Genomic DNA, 16,627 nt, shown 5'->3' on the forward strand with positions numbered 1-16,627 from the left:
GGGAGGATTTTCACGTGATTTTTTTAAAACAGCATTCCAGCTATGGCAGCACTTAACATAGATGCTAGGGCACCCGCTGCAACTGCCTTCAGTCCAAGCCGTGCAATGTCCTGTCTGCGGTTTGGTGCCAATCCCCCAAGTCCTCCAAGCAGAATACCCAATGAAGAAATATTGGCAAATCCGCAAAGGGCGAAGCTGACGATTGCAACCGTTTTATCAGATAAATTTGGAATATCGGGTGCAAAAGCTGAATAAGCAACAAATTCATTCAAAATTAATTTCTGGCCAATATAATTTCCGGCCTGCACAGCTTCTGACCATGGAACGCCAATTGCAAATGCAAGCGGTGAGAAAACATAACCCAGAATGGTTTCGAGCGTTAATCCTTCGAGGCCAAATAATCCTCCAACCCATCCGAGAAGACCGTTAATCAATGCAACCAGAGCAATAAAGGCAAGAAGCATGGCCCCGATATTCAAAGCCAGTTCCAGCCCGACACTTGCTCCTTTTGCGGCCGCATCAATGACATTGGCAGAATCGCTATCCACTTCCATATCAAATTCTTTAGGCTCTTCTTTATCCTCCGTTTCAGGAAGCATGACTTTGGCCAGTATCAAACCTGCAGGTGCTGCCATAAAGCTTGCGGCCAGGAGATATTCGAGAGGCACTCCCAAAAGGGAATATCCGATTAAAACAGATCCTGCCACAGATGCAAGGCCGCCGGTCATAACAGCAAATAACTCAGATTTTGTCATATTGGCAATATAAGGCCGGACAACAAGCGGAGCCTCTGTTTGGCCCACGAAAATATTTGCTGCTGCCGACATGGACTCAGCTTTTCTGGTTCCGAGAAGCTTTGACAGCCCTCCGCCCAGGATCTTTATGAAAAACTGCATAATCCTTAAATAATAGAGAACAGAAATCAATGATGAAAAAAAGATTACCACAGGCAGAACCTGAAGTGCGAAAACGAAGGTGATTCCAGATTCATCTGTAAAAAGGCCGCCAAATAAAAAGTTTATTCCCTGATTAGCGTAATTGATGATATCGTTTACCTTCATTGTAAGCCATTCTAATCCTTTTCTGCCGCCTTCCCACTTTAAAACGAGAAAGGCGAAAATCAGCTGAATAGCAAGCCCTCCTGCAACAGTTCTTAAACTGATTGCCCTTCTATTGCTTGAGAGCAGGAAAGCGATTCCTAAAACGACAATGATACCGAATATTCCCCAAATAAAATTCATATTTACACCTCTTAACTATGTAATTTTCCCTTGCAGAATGCTTGAGGAAGGGTTCTGGCAGTACTCCTATTCCCTATTGAAACAGCCTATAAAAGCTCAATAGTTGTATTATGTGCAAAAGAAATAAATTAATGAAAAAATTCTATGCATGCAGCATGTATGGGGAAAATAGAAAAAGATGAGCAAGATGCTCACCTTTCCGTATTTTTCTCAATATATTCAAACAGAAAAGACTGACCGTTTCTGTAAAACCGGGGGTCATAGAGGCCAAGCCTTTCATCATCATCAACCAGGACGACAAATGGGGACCATTCATATAGGGTCCTAGCTTCAGGCCGCTGAGAAAACAATTTATCTAAATCGGCAGTTTCTCTTGATTGAAGCACATATTGGGTTTCCTCTTTCTTAAAAAGGTTATCATTAAAGATGGTTACTTCATCCTCTTTTTTGGCAATGACTGAAAAGGTCCATGGAATAAAGTCTGCCGACAGGGCAACTTGATCATATTGATCATTATACTGCTTATAAATAATAAATCCCTGTGTGCTTTGGATCATCACATGAAGAAACATAAAGGCCCATGCCATTTTAAAGTAATAAGGCGATTTTAGCTTGTTTCTTCTTGAAAAAATGTAAGCAATTCCCAGGATGGTCCAAAACACTAAATCAACAATAGGAATCGTGCCAAACGTAATCCTCATATTTGAAAATGGCTCCAAATAACCCGTGCCCCAAGCATTAAATAAATCGCTTGTATTATGTATGAAAACTGCAAGCCATCCCAGCAGAAAAAGCTTCTTATCCTTTACTTTGAAGAGCAGGAAGGACAGGAGAAGAAACAGCAGGGCCCAGACCGGAGTGAGGAAAACTGAATGGGTAATGCCTCTGTGCCACATCTGGTAAAGTCCTTCTGTATCCCATAAGCGGGAGATTACATCAATATCCGGAATTTGGCTTGCCCCGACAGCAGTAAGCAAATACGCCCTCTTGGAATTTTTATCCATATTCCGTTTGTCGACTGCACCGAAAAGGCCCAATCCGAATAATGTATGAGTAATTGTGTCCATTATTAACCTCCTTTTTTATATTTAGTTTCACTATTATAAGCCTGAAAAAGTTTTATAAAAAGAAATATGCAATCTTAAAATGCGTTGCAAACTTTACTTTGGAGCGATAAAATTGAAGGTATTGCAATAATTAAGTGACACATTGATTGCTTTTTAACAAAATTTTCATACAAGTAAGTGAGGAACGAAAATGTCCAAAAATTTTAAAGAAGAAGTTTTATCCCGCCGCACCTTTGCAATCATTTCCCACCCGGATGCCGGTAAAACGACGCTGACTGAAAAACTCCTGTTATTCGGGGGTGCCATTCGTGACGCTGGTACAGTTAAAGGGAAGAAAACAGGCAAGTATGCGACAAGCGACTGGATGGAAATTGAAAAGCAGCGCGGAATTTCTGTTACCTCCAGTGTGATGCAGTTTGAATATGATGGTGCACGCGTTAATATTCTAGATACTCCTGGTCACCAGGATTTCAGTGAAGACACGTATCGTACGCTGACAGCCGTTGATAGTGCTGTTATGATCATTGACTCAGCGAAAGGCATCGAGGAGCAGACACTTAAATTATTCAAGGTCTGCCGAATGAGAGGAATTCCGATTTTTACTTTTATGAATAAGCTTGATCGCCAGGGGAAGGCACCGCTTGAGCTCCTTGCAGAATTAGAAGAGGTCATGGGAATTGAATCATATCCAATGAACTGGCCAATCGGGATGGGAAAAGAATTCCTCGGAATTTATGATCGGTTTAATAATCGAATTGAGCAATTCAGAGTAGAAGAAGAGGACCGCTTTATTTCCCTGAATGAGGAGGGCGAAATAGAGGGAAACCACTCTATTAAGGATACTGGGCTATATGATCAGACTCTTGAAGAAATTATGCTGTTAAATGAAGCGGGCAATGAGTTTTCAAGAGAGAGAATTGCAAAGGGTGAACTGACTCCTGTATTTTTTGGAAGCGCGCTGACCAACTTTGGCGTACAGACATTTCTCGAGTCATATCTTCAATTTGCACCGCCGCCGCAGCCTCGGAATTCTACAGCAGGGGAAATTGATCCGCTGTCAGAAGAATTTTCTGGCTTCATATTTAAAATCCAGGCAAATATGAATCCTGCTCATCGCGACCGGATAGCATTTTTGAGAATTTGTTCAGGCCAATTTGAACGTGGCATGGCTGTGAATATACCAAGAATCGGCAAGTCCATCAAGCTTGCTCAGTCCACACAATTCATGGCTGATGACAGAAGTACAGTCGATTCTGCAGTAAGCGGTGATATCATCGGAATTTATGACCCGGGAACCTACCAGATTGGCGATACGTTAACCGCTGGGAAAAATAATTTCCAATATGAACGTCTTCCCCAATTTACACCTGAGCTATTTGTAAAAGTAACTGCAAAAAATGTCATGAAGCAAAAACATTTTCATAAGGGCATCCAGCAGCTGGTGCAGGAAGGCGCCATTCAGCTGTTTAAAACAGTTAAAATGGAAGAATACCTTCTGGGAGCGGTTGGGCAGCTGCAATTTGAAGTTTTTGAACACCGAATGAAAAATGAATATAATACAGAAGTTTATATGGAAAGACAAGGCTCAAAAATTGCCCGCTGGGTAGAAGGCAATGAGGTCAACGAAAATCTTTCCAGTGGAAGAAGTCTCCTGGTTAAAGACCGTTACGACAAAAACGTTTTTCTATTTGAAAATGACTTTGCACTCCGATGGTTCCAGGAAAAAAATCCGGATGTAAAACTATATAATCCGATGGACTCAGAATAATCATGCGGCCTCTTTTAGGGGCCGTTTTTGCTGTTGGTCCCCGTAAATGACAGAGCCTCTCTTCTCTTGCCTTAATTCCTGTATATTCCTATGTCAATCCTATTGACATATTCATCAATAGATAATATAGTATTAACACACATGCTTTAGTGCTAAAAAGCGTTTAAGTTAAAAAGCGGGAAGTTCAATCTCGATTAAAATATAGACTTTGTCCGCAGAAGAAAGTAGAGCAGTTGCCGGCAGCAGATAGAAACTGGATGGGTGATGAAAATCCAGGCAGCAATTGGTCGAAATACAACTGCATCTCAACAGGACATTCTCTTTAAGCGGGTAAGCAGAAATGGCTTATCAATTAGGGTGGTACCGCGGAGCTCCTTCGTCCCTATAGGCGAGAGGGCTTTTTTGTTTGCTCCCGAACTCTGATATTTTTTAGGAGGAATACATTATGCATCAGGAACATGCAGCATTGAATTTGAAGCCGCTGGAGGCGCTTATTGTAACTTTAATAATCCTTGGCGGGATTAGCTATTCTATTATTTTCGCAGGGGCAGTGCCTCATATTCCGGTTGTTTTCGCGATAATGGGGTTAATTGCTTATGGTTTAATAAAAAAAGTATCCATTACACAGCTGGAAAAAGGGCTGATTGAAGGTGCCCAGTCTGGATTAGGGGCGATTTTCATTTTCTTTTTAATCGGCATGCTGATAAGCAGCTGGATGGCAAGCGGAACCATTCCTACATTTATTTATCTGGCTTTGGAAGCTGTTAATGGAAAGTTCTTTTATGCCATTGTGTTTGTGGTAGCATCTGTGATTGGCATGAGCATTGGAAGCTCACTTACGACGGCTGCTACATTAGGAGTGGCCTTTATGGGAGTCAGCTCTGCTTTGGGTCTATCGGATGCGATTACTGCAGGTGCGGTTATATCCGGCGCATTTTTTGGAGATAAAATGTCTCCGTTGTCAGATACAACAAACCTGGCATCATCGACAGTTAAGGTGGATTTATTTGAGCATATTAAGACTATGGCATGGACAACGATTCCTTCGTTTATCATTTCTTTGGCAATCTTTGCTGTGCTGTCACCAGGCGAGGCAGCGTCTGATTTTTCAAAGATTGCCCAGCTGAAAACAACTCTGCTGGATGAGGGGCTGGTACATTGGTACTCCCTAATTCCATTTGTCATTTTGACTATTATGGCCATTAAAAGAGTATCAGCTATCATCACGCTGTCTGCCGGAATTTTATCGGCATTAATCTTAGCCATATTTGTTCAAAACAGCTTCGCGTTCGAAAGAATGATGTCATTGCTGTATTCGGGATATGCCTCAAAAAGTGGTTCAGAGGAAGTTGACGCACTATTATCAAGAGGCGGCATGGAAAGCATGATGTTTTCTATTTCTTTGGTATTGCTTGCACTTTCTATGGGTGGTTTATTCTTAAAGCTTGGCATTCTTCCAGCTTTGCTTGAAGGCATCAAAGGAGTATTGAATCGTGTGTCCGCTCTGGTGGCGGCAGCAGCAGGAACAGCAATCGGGATTAACTTCCTGCTTGGTGAACAGTATCTGTCGATTCTCTTAACTGGGAATGCTTTCACGGAACCTTTTAAAAAAGCCGGACTGCACCCGAAGAATCTTTCGAGGATTCTTGAGGATGCCGGCACCGTGGTAAATCCGTTAGTCCCGTGGAGTGTTTGCGGAGTTTTTCTAACAGGTGTACTGGGAGTGGAAACATCAGCTTACCTGCCGTTTGCTTTCTTCTGTATACTAAGTCCGGTTATTACTCTTATCTATGGATTCACTGGTATAAAAATCGAAAAAATTGAGAAAAAAGCAGCTGTGTAATGCTGCTTTTTTTCTGTGGGCAAAGAACCTTATTATTTCGAATTTTGAATGATAGAACCTCTTTAAAGTCAAATATAATGTTCTTTATCCCCATTTAACAGCACATTGATTTCTTGCATAGTGATTGCTGCTTTAATATAGTTAAAATGTATTTTAACCAATCATTGCAGCGTCATTTAATTACTGACTTTGAAAGGAGCAGAATGTGTGCGAATAAGTGATTTTTCAATCAAAAGGCCAATCTTTACATTGGTTACGATGTTCTTAGTGCTTATTTTAGGGGTTGTCTCCCTCTTGAATATTCCATTAAAACTCATACCCGATCTGAATCCTCCTGTAGGAGTAGTAGTAACTTCATATCCAGGAGCAAGTCCTGATGAAGTGGTGGAAAAAGTAACAAAGCCCCTCGAGGAAAATCTGGCAACATTGCCGGGGATTAAAACCCTAACCTCCACCTCTCAAGAGAGCGCAAACTTCATTCTGATGCAATTTTCCTGGACTACAGATATAGATGAAATACAAAGTGAGGTTATTCAAAGGCTGGACCAGACACAGCTTCCTGATGAAGCTGATAAACCCCGCTTTATGAAGTTTGATCCTGCCCAGTTTCCGATCATACAATTATCCCTCAGTGCAGATGAGGAGACTGAAGCATTAAGAAGGCTTGCAGAACAACTGAATCTGGAGCTGACCAAAGTTGAAGGAGTAGCAAGCGTAAATCTCTCCGGAACAGCTATTAAGGAAGTAAGGGTGGAACTTGATCAGGAAAAACTAAGAGATTTCAAACTAAGCCAGGCTGATGTTGTGGATGTAATTGAATCCAATAATATTTCAATGCCAGGTGATCCGGTTTTGACTGAGGGAAAAGAGCTGACAACCAGGATCATTAGTTCCATTGATTCCCTAAATACGCTTAAAAAACTTACCGTAACAGTTGACCCTGCAACTGGCGATAAAGTAAGCCTTGAAGATATCTCAAAGGTTCAGCTGGCCAGCCAGGATGATCGAACCATCACGCGCACAAACCAGTCTCCATCCGTCTTACTGAGTGTCCTGCAGCAATCAGATGCTAATACGGCAGAAGTTTCAAATCAGTTCATACAACAATTGTATGATCTTCTTGAGAAAGAACAATTTGAAAATATTGAATCAGAAATTCTTTTTGACCAGGGAGATTACATAAACCTTGCAATAGGGAATATTTCCAATTCACTGATTCTTGGCGGTGCTTTTGCCATGATTGTGCTATTTTTCTTTTTGAAAAATGTTAAAAGCCCGCTTATTATTGGCATCTCTATTCCCTATTCTGTTATTTTTACCTTTGTTTTAATGTATTTTTCAGATTTCACCTTAAATATTATGACACTCGGCGGATTGGCGCTTGGAATTGGAATGCTGGTGGATAATTCCATCGTAGTTATTGAAAATATTTACCGCCATTTATCAATGGGGAAAGATTCTAAAACGGCTGCCAGCGATGGAGCTAAAGAAGTAGGAGGTGCGATTACTGCTTCAACACTGACGACTGTCGCTGTATTCCTCCCTGTAGTATTTATAACTGGAATCATCGGTGAATTGTTTAAGGAGTTTGCCCTGACCATTTCCTTTAGCCTATTTGCATCTCTAATTGTTGCACTGACAGTTGTGCCAATGCTGGCGAGCAGACTGCTGAAGTCCCCAAAAACAAACATTGAGACAAAACGGCAGGAATCAGGCTTAATGCGTTCACTTGAAAAATCAATTAAATGGTCTTTGCGGAATCGTGCTGTGGTAATAGCGATTACCATGCTGTTATTGGCAGCGGGCAGCTTTGGAATGACCACAGTAGGCACACAATTTCTTCCGAATGCAGATGAAGGCTTCTTTACGGTGCGTATGGAGCTTGAAAACGGCACTGCACTTTCAGAAACAGAAAAGGTTATATCTGCTCTAGAGGAAGAATTAAAGGATGAAGAAGAGGTAGATACATATGTAAGCCTCATTGGAACTACACAGGAAGGATCCTTCCGGGGCTCGAAGAATGCCAATATCGCTGAATTGTATATCAAAATGAAAGGGCTTGATCAGCGGGAAAGATCAACATTTGAATTTGCCGATGATGTCAAAAAGGATCTGGAAAATGCTGCAACAAAGGTTAATGAAACTGCCGAACTCTCATTTAACATGCAATCTTCATCCGGTACAGCTCCGAATACACTGACTTTCAGTGTAAGAGATACAGATCCAAACCGCTTAACGGATAATGTAGATAAAATCTATAATTCATTGAAGGACTTGGATGATGTAACAGAATTATCGACTGACCTTATGGATACCGTTGAAGAAATTCAAATTACTGTGGACCGTGAAAAGGCGCTTGAGCACGGCCTGGCTCCTGCCCAGGTGGCCATGGCAGTAAATGATGTAACAAGGGGCAATCGGGCAACACAAATGATAGATGAAGAATCAAATATATATGGTGTCTTTGTTGAGTACGACAGAAAAGTCACACAGGATATAGATAATTTAAAAAAATTGCTTATAAAAAAGCCTGATGGAAATTATACTTCTCTCAGTGACGTAACGAAAATAGAACGCGGAGAAGGACCGGTCAATATTCAGCGAATCAATCAGCAGGATGCTGTCCAATTTACATTAAAGTACAAGTCTTCAACAAACATGGGTGCCATGTCAAAAGAAGTGGATAAAGAAATTGCTGATCTGGATTTGCCGGATGAAACGGAGATTGTTTTTAGCGGTGACAGGGAGCTGCTGGAATCATCCATTGATGACCTGATTCTGGCCTTTGTACTGGCAATCATCTTTATTTACCTTGTCATGGCAGCACAATTTGAGTCGCTGAAGTATCCGTTAGTTATCATGTTTACTGTGCCTCTCATGGTGATAGGGGTGGCAATTGCTCTTACTGCAACCCAAACACCTATCAGCTTAACTGCAATTATCGGGATTATTGTGCTGGCAGGAATTGTCGTTAATAATGCAATAGTCATAGTCGATTATATAAATCAAAAGAAAGAGAATAGCCTTAGGACCTACGATGCGATAATCATTTCAGTTAAGGACCGTGCAAGGCCAATACTTATGACAGCTCTAACAACTATACTAGGGCTAGTTCCTCTTGCCCTCGGAATAGGAGAAGGAACTGAAATTAACCAGCCTATGGGGATTGCTCTGATAGGCGGGCTGATCAGCAGTACGTTCCTGACTCTATTTGTGATACCTGTTGTATATAGTTTCTTTGACAAGGATACAAGGCGGTTAAATAAAATGTATGCAACACCGGATGGCCATTTAGTGCCAGCTTACCTGCTTGAAGAGAGAGTGGGGGAAGACTGGAATCACAATAAAGGTGCAGACGACAAAAATCAGCTACAATCCCCTGAAGAAAGATCCTACAGCAGAGATGATATGGCTGGCATGCTTGAAGAGTTATTAAAAATTGTAAAAGAAGATAATAATGAAAAAAAAGAACACAACAGGGATGAAAATACCTAAACGTATGCGGGCTCCTTCTATTAGAAGGGGCCTTTTGGCATGCTTGTGTCAAAATTGAATTCATTATTTTAATGGGGTTTCAGGAAAATATCTGGAAAATTCTTTTGATAATTGGCCAATAATCAGAGCACAATAAAAGTATCGACTTGTAGCTGGTGGTAATGAAATGAAAAAACTCAGTAAACTAGAAGCAGTTTTTTGGAGTATTGCATTGCCTGGTTTTAGCCAATTATTAATGGGGCAGCTGTGGAAGGGAACATTATTTGTCGCGCTTGAATTTATCATTAATGTATACAGCCATTTTAATTCAGCCATCATGCTCAGTTTTATGGGAGAAATTGATAAAGCGGTTCATGTCCTTAATTATCAGTGGCTCATGTTTTACCCCTGTCTTTACATGTTTGCGATGTGGGATGCATATCGTACTGCTATGCCCGAAAATGAAGAATTATCTTTCCTTCCCTTTGTGTTTAGTGCCTATTTTGTGACAGTAGGACTTATGTACTCAACTAAGCTGAAATTATTTGGAGTCTTTTTTGGGCCGGTCTTTCTTCCCATGCTTTTTGTTATTCCGGGTGTATTAACCGGTCTATTGATCAGATGGATTATTTTGAAATGGAGAAAGCACCCGGTGCAAAGTTAAGATGGCACAAGATTTTATTAATGAAAAAAGCTTTGGCACACTAATCAATTTAGTGATTGTTAAAGCTTTTTTTCTTTTATAAAAATAAAATTTTTTATTAACCCCCAAAAATCTCTTTCATGATTCCGTACAGTTGTAATGAACAAGCGGCCGCTTTAATTAAATTCTGAGGTGAAATCATTGAAATTTTTATCCAGCAAAGAAATGAATAAAATCGCAAAAAGCGCACTAGCGCTAGTGATTGCAGGAACATTCACATTTTCAGCCGCAACAGCTTTTGCGAATGAAAACAAGGAAGATGCAGATTTTGAAACAGTTGAAATAAAAAATGATCTGTCAGCTGAATCCACTGAAAATGCTAAAGAAAAGCTTGATGAAAATGAATCAGAAGCCCCATCTCTATTGCCTGGAAGCTTCTTCTACTTTGCAAAGCTTGCATTGGAAAAAGTGAAGCTTGCTTTAACTTTTGATGACATTAAAGATGCAAAATTGCTTGCAGGATATGCAGCAGAGCGCATGGCTGAAGCAGAAGCACTTTTGGCTGAAGGAAAAGAAGAAGAAGCTTTAGAAGCAATAGAAAAAGCACTGGAACAGATGGAAAACGCTGATACCATCGTTGATGAAGCGAATGAAGACCAAGAAAAATCAAAACCAGGTGAGGAGGACAACGGTAATCTAATTAGCGAAAGCGAATTAGCTGAAGATGCTGATCCTGCTGAAGACCCTGCAGACAATGTGGATATTTCTGATAATGGCACGTTGGAAAAGGAACCTGAAGATGAAGTAAAAGAAGCCCTTGCACAGAATATCATTGCCCTTCAGGCAAATCTTGCTAAGTTTTCAGAAAGATTCGATGAAAATCATCCTGCCATTTTAGCGATGCAAAAAAACATTGCTAAGTTCTCTGAAAAATGGTCTGAACAAGTGATAGATGAAAAGGAATCTGGGCAAGCTGCAGAAATTGCGCCTGCACCGATTAAATCTGAAGATGCTTCTTCTGGAACTGAAACAGCAGAAAATCCGGAGAAAAAGATTGATAAATCAGCTCCTGAAGAGACAAATGTGTTACCTGAAGTTTCCGTGAAGGTGTCTAAAGAAGCAAAAGATGCAGCTAAAGCTGAGAATAAAAAAGCTCATGAAGAGGCAAAAGTTATAGAAGCCCAAAAGAGAGCGGAAGCAAAGGCGGCACGTGAAGAAGCTAGAAAAGCAGAAAAGGGAGCACGCGAAGCAGCTAAACAAGCTGAAAAAGAAGCACGTGAGGCAGCTGGGAAAGCAGCAAAAGAACAGCAGGTAAAGAAGATTCAAGAAAAGCAGGCAGAAGCAAAGAGACATGCCGGCAAAGGAAAAGAGAAAGCTGAAGCAGCAAAAGGTCAAGGCAAAGAGAATAAAGACAACTGATTTTAGCTGGAAAGTAAAGCACTTCGAGGCTTACATTTCCTTAGCAAATAAAACCACCCTAAAAAAAATAATCTGGACACCGTATGATATAATGTGTTTTGAAAAGAGGTGGGGCTATTGCTAAGTTTATTGTTTATGGCGAAGAAGCGTAAAAGAACGCTCGAAGAAACGGTAGAGTTAATACAGCATGGAGATACAGCATTAAATAATGAGCTAATTGAGTCATATAAGCCGTTTATTGCTAAAACAGTATCATCAGTCTGCAAGAGATACATACATGAATCAGATGATGAATTCAGCATTGGTCTCATCGCATTTAATGAAGCCATTCAAAAGTACAGTCCTGATAAAGGGAGTTCATTGATCAGTTTTTCGGAAGTGCTGATTAAAAGGCGGGTTATTGATTATATCCGCAAGCAATCCAAATTTCAGAATCTTAGTTTTAATGGAGGCTCTAATCTGGATGATGATGATACAGGTTCGGCGATTGAAGACGAATTGTCCATTGAAGACTTCAGGAAAAAAACGGATGAGGAACTGAGAAAAGAAGAAATCCTCCAGTTTACACAGATTCTTCAGGAGTTCGACCTTACTTTCAGCGATTTGATCGAGCAGTCTCCAAAACATGCTGATGCACGAAAAAATGCGATGACTGTAGCCAAAATTCTGGTTGAAAATGATGAACTCAAAAATATTCTTTATGATAAAAAAAGCTGCCGATAAAGCAGCTGGAGAGCTATGTATCCTTAAGCAGAAAAACAATAGAGAGAAACAGGAAATATATAATTGCCATTTCACTAATATTAACGGGTGATTATGTCTTTCTGAAGGATTATATCAAAGGGGTGTTGGAAACGTGAAAACAGGAATTATCATGGAAATAAACGAACGTTTTTTAACACTATTAACCCCGGAAGGAGAATTTCTGCGTGCTCGAAATCAAGATGGGGCATATGCACTTGGCCAGGAAATTGAATTCTTCCCAATAGAACTGAAAAACGGAAAAAAGTCATCGCCTTTAACTATTTTTAATCTATTTAAAGGAAAAGGATTAATGGCAGCAGCTTTTGCACTAATGCTCGCAATCGTTTCTTTTTTGCCGTTCCTGCAAAACGATGAAGTGTATGCATATATGTCAATAGACGTTAATCCGAGTATTGAATTAGGGGTCAATCAAAAATATCAGGTAGTAGAACTCGTGCCTTATAATGAATAAGGAGAATTCATTATCCAAAACATCAAGGACTGGAAAAAAAACAGTATTCATGAGGTAGCTGACAAAATTCTTCTTCAGATAAAGAAACAGGGCTATTTTAAGGAAAACAAAGAGGTAGTCATTGCTGCCGTTTATACAGAACAGAGTAAAGAAGCGGATAAGCGCATTCAGGAGGAACTGGCAGATATTAAACAGGCTGCACAAAAAGAGCAGCTTGAAGTAACTTTACTGGAAGCAAGTGAAGAGGAAAGAGAAGCTGCTATAGAAAAAGGGCTCTCACCTGGATTATATAAAGAAAATAAATTAAAAGCTGACGCTGACAAGAAAGAAAAACCTGAACCTGCGAATCCGGTTAAACAGACAGATAAAGAAATTCATCCTCCGCAAAAGCCGGAAGAAAATACGCAAAGCCAATTAAAAAAGCAGGAGAAAGCAGAAGATAATAAAGAACAACCTGCTGTTCCAGGGCAAATAAAGAAATCTGAGAACCAGCAAAATAACAGCGGTAATTACAAAGGAAATAATCCTGGAAGAGGGCACGATAATAAAGAAAAGAAAGATCAAGGAAATAACGTAAAAGCCCAAAAACATCAAAATCATCCAAGCGAAAAAAAAAATAATAAAGCTAATGAAAAAAGAAATAACCCCGAGAGAAATCCCAAAGAAAAAGAAAATGGGAAAAACAAAGGCGGGAATGGTCCTGAGAGAAACCATAAAGATAGGGACAATCGCAATAATTCAAGCGGAAATAAACAGGGAAAACACCATGAAAGAGGAAATCGATAAGAATAAAGTCCGGAGACAGCTCCGGACTTTTTCCATTATATGAAGTTGTTATTTATTATTTTGACCGGACATTTGTGCCTGGGCTTGCTGAACTAATCGCTTAGTAATTTCTCCGCCTACAGATCCGTTAGCCCGGGATACAGTATCAGAGCCTAATTGAACACCAAATTCCTGGGCAATTTCATATTTAACCTGGTCCATGTATTGTTCAATCCCAGGAACTAAAAGCTTATTGCTGCTTCTTGCCATTGTATTCAACTCCTTTTTATTGGTCTTACAGAGTTTATTTTCCCTCTGTATTTGTAGTATGAATTAAAAAGGGAGTTTCATAAGTGGAAATATTTCGGCATAAGCAGTTTCTTTACTTTTCTTTATCAACAGCAGCTTCCAGAAGAATATCTGCGATATGAACAGCCTTTACGTTTCCGGATAAACCTTCCCGTTCTATCCCCAGCTTCATTTGCAAAAGACATCCCGGATTAGAGGTTACAATTACTGCCGCATCTGCCGACTTGGCCTGGATCATTTTTTGATCAAGTATTTGCATAGACATTTCAGACTCAACAATATTATAAATACCGGCAGAACCGCAGCATCTGTCTGCATCCTTCATTTCCCTGAATTCGATGCCCTTAATTGAATTCAGAAGGGTGCGCGGGGCTGTTGAGGTTTTCATGACATTTCGCAAATGACAGGAATCCTGGTAGGTTATGATCTTCCCTGGAAGCACAAGATTAACTTTTTGGTGAAAGTCAAGATCGTATAGAATTTCGCTGATATCTTTGAGTTTTTGTGAAAACTTTACAGCTCTTTCATGCCATTCCCGGTCATCTTTAAGAAGATGGTCATAGTCAATAAGGAATGCTCCGCATCCGCCTGCATTTGTTATGATATAGTCTGCGTCCAGTTTCTCAAAAGCCTCTATGTTCCGCTTTGCCAAGTTTTTGGCTCCCTGTTTTTCGCCGCTATGGCCATGAAGAGCGCCGCAGCAGGCTTGATTTTGAGGAATATGGATTTCACATCCTGCAAGCTGCAGAAGTTTTATTGTCGCATTATTGGTTTCCAGGAACATCGTATCCATTAAACATCCAGTAAAAAACGCGGCTTTTTTTACAGGTTTATCTGCTGAGAGATAGGATGGCCTATTTTTCATTTCTTTTAGTTTTGGCACTTGAGGAAGTACCTTTTCCATGGCCGTGAGGTTTTTTGGAAGCCAATTCAGCATTCCTGTTTTTCTGGCGGCCGATTGCAGACCTGAACGCTGATAAAAGCCTAATAGGCCGGCAGCTGCCCTCATTCTGTCCTGGTGGGGGAAAAGCCCATTAAAGACCAAACTGCGAACAGCTTTGACCGGAAGCGAGTGTTTCTTATTCTGATTAATAATATCCCTCGCTTCTTCCAGCAAGTGGCCATATTTTACTCCTGAAGGACAAACAGGCTCGCATGCACGGCAGCCCAGGCAAAGATTAAGAGATCTCTCTACATCTTCATCCGGTTCAATTAATCCGTCAGCAACAGCTTTCATTAAAGCGATTCTTCCCCTTGGGGAGTGAGTTTCTTTAAAGCCTGACTCGACATAAGTGGGGCAGGAAGGGAGGCAGAAGCCGCAGCGCATGCAATTCAGCATCTCATCTTCATCCATTCGGTTCTTAAATTCTTCCTGAATGATTGTTTGTTCTTTTAATGTTGTCATTGGGCAACCACCACTCGTTTTCTGTTATCCTTGGCAAAAACTTTGCCAGGATTAAGAATGTTATTGGGGTCTAATGCAGACTTAACTGCTTTCATTGCATCAATCCCTGCCTTGCCCAGTTTTAGTTCAAGATATGGAGCTTTCATGACCCCTACTCCATGTTCGCCTGTTATTGTCCCGCCAAGTTCAATCGCCTTGATAAATATCTCTTCAAAAGCTTTTTCAACCCGTTCCATTTCATCACTATCCCGGGCATCTGCGGGGCAAGTAGGGTGCAGGTTTCCATCACCGGCATGGCCAAACGTACAGATGGCAAGTTCGTATTTCTTGGAAATTTCATTAATTGCCTTTACCATGTTAGCAATTTCAGATCTTGGTACTGTGGCATCTTCAAGAATGGTTGTCGGCTTAAGGCGTGCAAGAGCCGATAAAGCGGCACGCCTTGCAGTCCGCAAGGCTTCTGCTTCCATTTCAGAATTTGCGAGCTGTACAGATACAGCCCCATGTTTTTTGCAGATTTCTGCCATTTTCTGCATATCCTTTTCTACAACCTCAATCGGACCATCCTGTTCAATAAGGAGTATAGCTTGGACATCTGTTGGCAATCCAATTTGTGCAAAATCCTCAACTGCCTTTAATGTAGGCTGATCTAAAAATTCAAGGGTGGCGGGAATGATTTTGTCTGCGATGATTTTTGAGACTGATTTTGCAGCTTGTTCAAGATCCTGATACAGAGCGAGCATTGTCTTTTTTGACTCTGGAAGCGGGATTAGTTTTAATGTTGCTTCCGTAATAATTCCCAATGTTCCTTCAGATCCAACCAGCAGTCTGGTAAAATCATATCCTGCCACGTCTTTCGCAAGCTTGCCGCCCGTTCTAATGATGTCTCCGCCCGCAAGTACAGCTTCCAGCCCCATCACATAGTCCCTTGTAACTCCATATTTCAGTCCGCGCAGTCCGCCTGAATTTTCATTGATGTTTCCTCCGATTGTGCTTATTTTCATCGAACTTGGATCAGGTGGATAAAAAAGCGCTCTTGCTTCAACCTGGTTAATCAAGTCAAGCGTGATGACACCGGGCTGTACTGTAACCGTAAGATTTTCTTCATCAATTTCAATGATTTTATTCATATGCTTAAACAGGAGAACAATCCCGCCTTCTGTAGGGCAGGTTCCTGCACATAAATTGGTTCCTGATCCCCTTGGTACGATTGGAATTCCTGAGCTGCTGCAAATCTTGAGGATACTCGAAACTTCCTGAGCATTTCGCGGACTGATCACTGCATCGGGCATCGATTGGAAATTTGGTGTTGCGTCATATGAATAAGCAAGACGCCCTGCTTTGGAGTCATCATAATTATCAGCTCCGACAACGGCAATTAATTTTTCTTTTATTTGAATATCAACCAAATGGATCCTCTCCTTTATGAAGCTGGCCTTATCTATTTCTTTAAGTATAAAAAAAGCAGGGAACTCCC

Annotated in this window: 10 protein-coding genes and 2 pseudogenes; 7 read left to right on the forward strand and 5 right to left on the reverse strand. The window is 40.8% G+C overall.

The window, feature by feature from the left end; genetic code table 11:
• Positions 1-23 precede the first annotated feature (23 nt).
• Both ACXAD1_RS06425 and ACXAD1_RS06430 read right to left on the reverse strand, forming a co-directional pair.
• Positions 24-1,241, reverse strand: coding sequence for a NupC/NupG family nucleoside CNT transporter (locus tag ACXAD1_RS06425; RefSeq protein WP_206835610.1), 1,218 nt, complete (start codon positions 1,239-1,241; stop codon positions 24-26).
• 191 nt (positions 1,242-1,432) lie between these two features.
• Complete coding sequence (locus tag ACXAD1_RS06430; RefSeq protein WP_370222098.1) at positions 1,433-2,308, reverse strand: metal-dependent hydrolase; 876 nt, start codon at positions 2,306-2,308, stop codon at positions 1,433-1,435.
• Between the two features lie 190 nt (positions 2,309-2,498).
• On the opposite strand from ACXAD1_RS06430, the gene ACXAD1_RS06435 reads away from it, so the two are divergent.
• The 7 genes and pseudogenes from ACXAD1_RS06435 to ACXAD1_RS06465 all read left to right on the forward strand — a co-directional run bounded on the left by ACXAD1_RS06435 (position 2,499) and on the right by ACXAD1_RS06465 (position 13,457).
• Positions 2,499-4,076, forward strand: coding sequence for a peptide chain release factor 3 (locus ACXAD1_RS06435; RefSeq protein ID WP_206835617.1), 1,578 nt, complete (start codon positions 2,499-2,501; stop codon positions 4,074-4,076).
• 445 nt (positions 4,077-4,521) lie between these two features.
• On the forward strand, positions 4,522-5,919 hold the full coding sequence (gene nhaC, locus ACXAD1_RS06440; protein ID WP_474909680.1) for a Na+/H+ antiporter NhaC: 1,398 nt from the start codon (positions 4,522-4,524) through the stop codon (positions 5,917-5,919).
• A 207-nt stretch (positions 5,920-6,126) separates the two neighbouring features.
• Complete coding sequence (locus tag ACXAD1_RS06445) at positions 6,127-9,414, forward strand: efflux RND transporter permease subunit (protein WP_474909681.1); 3,288 nt, start codon at positions 6,127-6,129, stop codon at positions 9,412-9,414.
• Positions 9,415-9,580: 166 nt separating this feature from the next.
• The gene (locus tag ACXAD1_RS06450; protein ID WP_206835624.1) at positions 9,581-10,057 is read left to right on the forward strand and encodes a hypothetical protein; all 477 of its coding nucleotides are present in this window, start codon (positions 9,581-9,583) and stop codon (positions 10,055-10,057) included.
• Positions 10,058-10,228: 171 nt separating this feature from the next.
• Positions 10,229-11,455: a DUF5667 domain-containing protein gene (locus tag ACXAD1_RS06455; RefSeq protein WP_474909682.1), complete on the forward strand. Its 1,227-nt coding sequence runs from the start codon at positions 10,229-10,231 to the stop codon at positions 11,453-11,455.
• Positions 11,456-11,590: 135 nt separating this feature from the next.
• Positions 11,591-12,315 (forward strand): annotated as a pseudogene (gene sigI, locus ACXAD1_RS06460) (RNA polymerase sigma factor SigI).
• Positions 12,312-13,457, forward strand: a pseudogene (locus ACXAD1_RS06465) (anti-sigma factor domain-containing protein). Before sigI ends, ACXAD1_RS06465 begins: the two co-directional pseudogenes overlap by 4 nt.
• Before the next feature lie 48 nt (positions 13,458-13,505).
• Here the strand turns inward: ACXAD1_RS06465 and ACXAD1_RS06470 are convergent.
• From ACXAD1_RS06470 to glcD, 3 genes are all read right to left on the reverse strand, one after another.
• On the reverse strand, positions 13,506-13,706 hold the full coding sequence (locus ACXAD1_RS06470; protein ID WP_206835637.1) for an alpha/beta-type small acid-soluble spore protein: 201 nt from the start codon (positions 13,704-13,706) through the stop codon (positions 13,506-13,508).
• A 112-nt stretch (positions 13,707-13,818) separates the two neighbouring features.
• Positions 13,819-15,150: a (Fe-S)-binding protein gene (locus tag ACXAD1_RS06475; protein ID WP_370222102.1), complete on the reverse strand. Its 1,332-nt coding sequence runs from the start codon at positions 15,148-15,150 to the stop codon at positions 13,819-13,821.
• The gene (glcD, locus tag ACXAD1_RS06480; RefSeq protein ID WP_370222103.1) at positions 15,147-16,559 is read right to left on the reverse strand and encodes a glycolate oxidase subunit GlcD; all 1,413 of its coding nucleotides are present in this window, start codon (positions 16,557-16,559) and stop codon (positions 15,147-15,149) included. Before glcD ends, ACXAD1_RS06475 begins: the two co-directional genes overlap by 4 nt.
• Positions 16,560-16,627: the final 68 nt, after the last annotated feature.

Source organism: Cytobacillus sp. ABV4_503 (genome assembly GCF_056158445.1).

Bases quoted from the DNA above. Each gene is read 5' to 3' on its own strand.
- ACXAD1_RS06425 (WP_206835610.1), bottom strand. From the start codon at position 1,241: ATGAATTTTATTTGGGGAATATTCGGTATCATTGTCGTTTTAGGAATC.
- ACXAD1_RS06430 (WP_370222098.1), bottom strand. From the start codon at position 2,308: ATGGACACAATTACTCATACATTATTCGGATTGGGCCTTTTCGGTGCA.
- ACXAD1_RS06435 (WP_206835617.1), top strand. From the start codon at position 2,499: ATGTCCAAAAATTTTAAAGAAGAAGTTTTATCCCGCCGCACCTTTGCA.
- nhaC (WP_474909680.1), top strand. From the start codon at position 4,522: ATGCATCAGGAACATGCAGCATTGAATTTGAAGCCGCTGGAGGCGCTT.
- ACXAD1_RS06450 (WP_206835624.1), top strand. From the start codon at position 9,581: ATGAAAAAACTCAGTAAACTAGAAGCAGTTTTTTGGAGTATTGCATTG.
- ACXAD1_RS06470 (WP_206835637.1), bottom strand. From the start codon at position 13,706: ATGGCAAGAAGCAGCAATAAGCTTTTAGTTCCTGGGATTGAACAATAC.
- ACXAD1_RS06475 (WP_370222102.1), bottom strand. From the start codon at position 15,150: ATGACAACATTAAAAGAACAAACAATCATTCAGGAAGAATTTAAGAAC.